The sequence below is a fragment of the Chamaesiphon sp. OTE_20_metabat_361 genome, assembly GCF_031364565.1.
Genome location: NZ_JANLWO010000252.1, coordinates 1 through 6,556 on the forward strand (window position 1 = coordinate 1; position 6,556 = coordinate 6,556).

The window sequence follows — 6,556 nt, forward strand, 5'->3', positions numbered from 1 at the left end:
TCATTATGCCGCATTGTGGGATGTTTTGGGCGATCGATATATCTTGTATGGGGAATGGCTGTATGCCAAACATACGGTGTTTTATGACAAGTTACCGCACTATTTCTTAGAATACGATTTACTGGATCGATCTTCTCATCAATTTCTCAGCACGGCGGCGCGGCGAGAGTTATTGACAGGATTGGTGGTAGCTTCGGTACCCGTATTGCTAGAGGGAAAGTTAACATCTCACAAGCAATTAGTCGGTTTATTAAAGCACTCCCATTTTATCAGTTCCGAACATATCGATAGGTTGCGAGAACTTTGTACAGAGCAAGGTTTAAATGCAGATCTGGCAATTCAACAAACTAATCAAAGTGTGTTGATGGAAGGTTTGTATATTAAGGTGGAGACACCTGAGTTGACTATTGCTCGATACAAGTATGTCCGAGCAGACTTTTTGACTACTATTTTACAGTCGGAAACTCACTGGTTAAATCGTCCAATTATTCCTAATCAATTACAGGCTGGTGTCGATCTGTTTGGAATGAAATAAGGGGTAAATAGTAATAAGCGATCGATATTTAATCGTAATGCGATCGCCTGGAATATTGATGGTGGGCACTGCCCACCCTACTTTTACTATCCATTACAATTATTATGAATAATCTAGAGATCGATCGAGATTCACCTTGGACATTTCCATATTGTCCGACAATATCAGATTTAAAAATAGATTGGACGGCAATCCTAGCACAATTCCCATGTTTGCGATCGCTATCTAACTGCGAACAGAACCCGATTTATCATGCGGAGGGAAACGTTTGGATTCATACTCAACTAGTCTGTGAAGCTTTAGTTTCTTTACCTACTTGGCAAGCGATGAATGCAGCAGATCGATCGATCTTATTTACCGCTGCGTTATTTCACGATGTTGCCAAGCATTTAGCGACACAAGTTGCTGAAGATGGCAACATTACCGCCAAGTGGCATGTGAATCTAGGAGCGCGGATGGTAAGACAAATTTTACAAGATCTGCATACGCCATTTGCTATTCGGGAGGCAATTGTGGCGATCGTTCGATATGAGAGTTTACCGTTATGGTTTTGGGATAAACCTCAACCTTTGCGATCGATTATTAAAGCGAGTCAATTAGTTCGGTGCGATTGGTTGGCGTTGATGGCTGAGGCTGATGTCAGGGGACGAATATGTGATGACAAACAAAAAATATTAGAAACGATCGAGTTTTTTAGAGAATTCTGTCAAGAACATAATTGTTTCGATCGATCCTATCTATTTGCATCGGTTCATAGTCGGTTTATCTACTTCCACAAGGAAGATGCAGATCCGACTTATGCGGCTTTTGACGATACCCACTTAGAAGTAATTCTCATGTGTGGTTTACCCGGTACTGGCAAAGATTATTGGATCGATCGCAATCATCCAGATTTACCAGTGGTATCGCTCGACAAGTTGCGAATTGAAATGGGTATTTTACCCACAGACGAGCAAGGCGCGATCGTCAATGCAGGAAAAGCTCTAGCGAAGGGATATCTCCAATCTGAGACACCATTTATCTGGAATGCCACAAATATCGTCAAACCGATTAGATCGGGCTTAATTCGGCTTTTTGCTGGGTATGGTGCGCGAATTCGGATCGTGTATCTGGAGGTGCCGATCGATCGGGTATTGCAGCAAAATCGCGATCGTAAAGCTCAAGTTCCTACTGCTGTCATTCATCGTTTTCGCGATCGATTAGAACTTCCCGATCTGACGGAATGCCATCAATTAGATTGTTTTGTTGATGTTTAATTGTCAATATTTTTATTAACCGCAGAGGCGCAGCGATTCGCGCACGCCTTTGTTTCCCGACGGTTTAGCGCGATCGAGACAGAGAACGCAGAGAAAGACAGAAAGACAGAAAGACAGAGAGAAGATAACCTAGTTGCTAGGTTGAATCGATATATTTACTATCCCCTATCCCCTATCCCCTATTCTCATGTCAAAACAAAAGATCGAAAAACAAAAAATGGCAACGATTACGGAGGTGTATAACCGGATTATCTGGGATAGCAATCTCAATCGAAATATGTTTATTGCGGGATTTCACGAGCGAATATCTGACACTATTCGCGAGAAGCCGCTGGCGCAGTGGGATGATAATAGCGATATCCCGTGGCATCGGGTTCGCTATATTCGTTGTGGTGAAACGATCGTTTGGGATCGCGAACATCGGATCGATTTAATCTCGACTAATCAGTTACCGGAAGTTGCTTGGAAGTCTGAAGTTGCTGGCTCTAATCGAGCCGATATAGCTGCTTTAGTTGCTAATAATCAAGCGCAGTTTCAGCCACGAGATATCTATCGGTACGATCGCAACGGCTGGAAGTTGTTTACAGGTACACTTAAGCCAGTACGGTTAGCTAAAAATCTGACGATCGTTACTTATAATATTTTATCCAATCTTCATGATGCCGATAAAATTAAAACTGATAAACGTTTGCCAGTTATTTTAGATGAGTTGGCTAAAACTGATGCAGATATTATCGCGTTGCAAGAAGTTACACTAGAGTCGCTGAACTTTATTTTAGCTACCGATTGGGTGCGAGACTATTTTATTTCGGAATCTCCTAATGGCAATAATGTCAAACCTTATGGTAATTTATTAATGTCACGGTGGGCATTTAAACTAGTAGAACATCAGTTTTCAGGACACAAGCGGGTATTAGTGGGTGAATGGCAAATCAACGATCGATTCGTTCATTTAGCAAATGTGCATCTAACTAGCGATCGTGGTGAAAATGCTCTCCAGAAGCGTACTCAGCAATTAGCAACTGTTGTCGGTTATCTCCAGCAACAGGGGGAAGATCGGTTTATTGTCGGCGACTTTAATACGCGAGGAAGCCAGCAAGATGAACTTATTAATTATGCCAATTTTATCGATATCTGGCAAAAGTTATTACCAGATCGCGATGGTTATACTTTCGATCCAAGTACTAATTCATTAGCGATGGTGATGAGTTTAGCAGGTGAGTCAGGCAGACTCGATCGCATCTTATGGTGTCCCGATCTAGCAACTAATTATCAACCGCAATCGATCGCTTTATTTGGCTGTAAACCGTTTGTTGGCGATAACATTCAGCTTTATCCATCCGACCATTTTGGTGTCTGTGGAGTTTTTAAAATCTCTGCGTCTACATGCCCGAGTGAATTGGATACAGTAGATTTAACAGCAATTGCGCCTGTTTATGAGAGCATCCTGGCAATTATCCCACCAGAAGATCTATTTCCGCCAATTCAAGCAATTCGCCAACAATACGATGCTGGCTTCGTGCGGATCGTGCCGCATATTACGTTGCTGTATGGGTTTTTACCCGATCGATACTTTGCGGAAGTAGTAGATTTAATTGCGCCGATCTTAGCCAAAATTGAGCCGTTTACCGTGACATTAGCTGATTTCGAGGTATTTACCCATCACAAAAGTGCGACGGCGTATTTGCGTCCTGTGGTGCAGCCTGAAGGGGCATTACACGAGCTGCAAAATACTTTGTATCGGTTATTTCCCCAATGCTACGAACAAAGTACCAAAACGATCGATGGATTCAATCCCCATTTGAGTGTCGGACAATTTGCCAATTCTGATGAAGCGATCGCTAAGCTACCACAATGGCATCCACTTAAGTTTACTGTCGATCGGGTCGCTTTAGTCAGTCGTCGTCGCAATGAATCTTGCTTTATTCGGCATGTTGTTGGCGTTGGTAAACTATTACCAAAAGTTGTCGAAACTAGTGAATTAATCGATTTAATCTCGCAGTTAGCACCGGAATTAACCGATCCAGAACGCTCGCATCGGGAGACAATACTTGCCGTTATCAAGCAAGCTTGTAGCGAATGTTTGGGTAGTGAAGCATCGTTACATTTATTAGGTTCGGCACGCTTGGGAGTAGATAGTTTCGCTAGCGATTTGGATATTGTTTGTTTGATTCCCGACTATCTATCTGGGGAAACTTTTCTCAGTCGAGTGGCAGATTGTTTGGCTGGATTATGCGAGCGATCTCAAGTTTTATTAGCTGCTAAATATCCAGTATTACGATTGCAGATTGAAGGGATATCGCTAGATCTACTCTACGATCGAGTCGAAGTCAGCGACGGCTGGCAAACTCTAGATCTGCATACTCTTAAATCTCAGATTAGAGATCCCAAATCGATTGTCGGTTGTTGGGAAGCCGATCTAATTATCGATTTAGTTGAGCCACATCTGTCGATCGAGCGATTTCGACTACTATTAAGAGCCGTCCGGAGTTGGGCAAAGATGCGCGGCATATATGGCAATTCTTGGGGCTTTTTAGGTGGGTTTTCTTGGTCGCTATTGTGTGCTTATAGCTGTATTGAATACAGTGGAGATAAATCTTTAGAAGCACTGCTAGCTCACTTTTTCATAGTCATGAGTCAACGAGATCGTCGTCAGGTAATTTCCCTAACAGATACAGGTAAAAAGTATGTGGCAAAGCTACCTCAAGATCTATTGCCGATCGTTTCCTCGATCGCACCTTGCAAAAATACGGCTCGTAATGTCACCCGATCGACTGCTAGAATTATTCAAGCGGAATTCGATCGAGGCGCACAGATAACCGCGCAAATATTAGCTGGTAAATCGACATGGAAATCTCTCTATAAACCGATCGATCCGGTGATTGGGATGAGTGCCTTATTATCGATCGCAATTAGCGATCCAGATGCGATCGAATGCCAAAAATGTAGCGATATGTTTGAGAGTACGATCGTTGGTTTGACGATCCAGCTCGAACAAATCGGTATTTTTGTCCGTCCCATCCCTCAAGTTGAGTTACTCGAACACACACGTATTTTCAAGCTATTTCTTAATCTACCTACTAACGATGACCTCGATTCAGCAGCACGGTTAGGTCGAGAATTCATCAGTCAGTTAAACGGTGTGGGCGAGACTACCAAGCTAGATTTATCGATCTGTAGCACGCTATGATAGAGATCTGAAGATAATTACAGCGAGTGCTGAGGAAAGCCCCTATCTTCTTTTACCAAAAGTCGAGCCGAATTTCTAGACAAACATTTAAAATTCCATCTGAATTTCAATTTCCTAATAATATGTCCGAATCTATTACTACATTAATCAATTCTGAAAATAAAGGCGATCGGATTACTGCCTTAAATATGGTACGAGAAATTGAACCAGAGATTGCTTTTGGCTATATCAAACAACTGGTAACAGATACTAATACTCGCGTCCGTTATGCGGCGGTGAGCCAATTGGCGACACTCGGCTCGCAAGATCTCGATGAAAGTTTAACTATTTTACGCGATCGACTAGTCAATGACTCCGAGCCTGATGTTCAAGCCGCCGCTGCTGATGCCATCGGTGCGCTGAAGCTGACAGCCGCTTTTGACGATCTCCAAAATCTCTATGAAACCACCCCGGAATGGTTGGTGCAATTTAGCATTATCGCCGCTTTGGGTGAATTAGGCGATCCGCGTGGTTTGACATTATTGCAAACTGCACTAAAAAATGAAACCAGCCTGGTGCAAACTGCGGCAATTGGCGCGATTGGTGAATTGGGAGATCCGAGTGGCGTGGAAAGTATCATTCCGTTTGTCACCCATCCCGATTGGCAAATCCGTTACCAGCTCGCGCGTGCGCTCCACAATTTAGGTGGAGATCTAGCTACCCAAAATCTGGCAATCTTGGCAACCGATGAAGTGGAGCAAGTCGCCACAGAAGCACGGGGTTAATATCGTCACATCTTGCATAAAAACATAAAGACTGGTTAAATCGTAGATCTGAGGGTACCTACAAGGGGTACCCCTACAAGTTATGTGTAGGGGTGCCCCTTGTGGGTACCCTGAGCCTAAACTAAGCACTAGTATAGTTAAACTGGCGCAAGATGCGAGCATCTGAAACTTAGAGATAGTTGGATGAATTACTCGATCGCAGTTTATAATTCTGACAAACTTTTACAGCGGTAATTCTGATTCGGATTCGAGATTTTCGATCGCTTGAACGCCGCGCGGATCGCCGAGTTTAAGTAGTGCCGATTTGGCATCATCTCTGACACCCAGATCGGCATCTTCTTCCAAGACTTGGATCAGTGCATCGACAGCCGTAGCATACACCACATTTGAGGGTAATTCCCGGCATAGTCTTCCCAGCGACCATGCACAATTACTCCGCACCGCTGCCAAAGGATCGTTAATTAAAGCTTCAATAATTGGTGGTACAGTGGCGATAACAGCCTCATAGCTGAGATCGGCGGCTTGTCCGAGGGCACTAGCCGCCCAGAGGCGGACAGCAGATATATCAATCTTGAGAGAACGTAATAGCGGCTTGAGAGCGCGAAGATCGCGACAATTTCCCAATGCCCAGACGATCCCTTTGCGGACATAGCCATTCCAATCTCGATCGAGTTGCAAAATCAAGGGTTCGACGGCATCGGTGCTGGGGTTGCGTCCTAGCGCATAGGTAGCCGCAACTCTCACCAACGGGCACGGATCGGCGAGTAAGACAATTAAATGGGGGATGGCGCGGGGATCTTGAATTTCGCAG

General features: G+C 43.9%; 5 protein-coding genes. 4 read left to right on the top strand and 1 reads right to left on the bottom strand.

What is annotated here, in order from left to right; genetic code table 11:
• From RMO35_RS07375 to nblB, 4 genes are all read left to right on the top strand, one after another.
• Positions 1-535 (top strand): RNA ligase family protein (locus tag RMO35_RS07375; RefSeq protein WP_309739760.1); only part of this gene is annotated, 535 nt, incomplete at its 5' end.
• Between the two features lie 104 nt (positions 536-639).
• Entirely contained in the window at positions 640-1,791 is a 1,152-nt protein-coding gene (locus tag RMO35_RS07380; RefSeq protein ID WP_309739765.1) for an AAA family ATPase, read from the top strand.
• 187 nt (positions 1,792-1,978) lie between these two features.
• On the top strand, positions 1,979-4,981 hold the full coding sequence (locus RMO35_RS07385; protein ID WP_309739768.1) for a poly(A) polymerase: 3,003 nt from the start codon (positions 1,979-1,981) through the stop codon (positions 4,979-4,981).
• 122 nt (positions 4,982-5,103) lie between these two features.
• Positions 5,104-5,745: a phycobilisome degradation protein NblB gene (nblB, locus tag RMO35_RS07390; protein ID WP_309739770.1), complete on the top strand. Its 642-nt coding sequence runs from the start codon at positions 5,104-5,106 to the stop codon at positions 5,743-5,745.
• Positions 5,746-5,967: 222 nt separating this feature from the next.
• On the opposite strand, the gene RMO35_RS07395 is transcribed toward nblB, so the two are convergent.
• The coding region (locus RMO35_RS07395) for a HEAT repeat domain-containing protein (RefSeq protein WP_309739772.1) at positions 5,968-6,556 on the bottom strand (589 nt) is incomplete at its 5' end.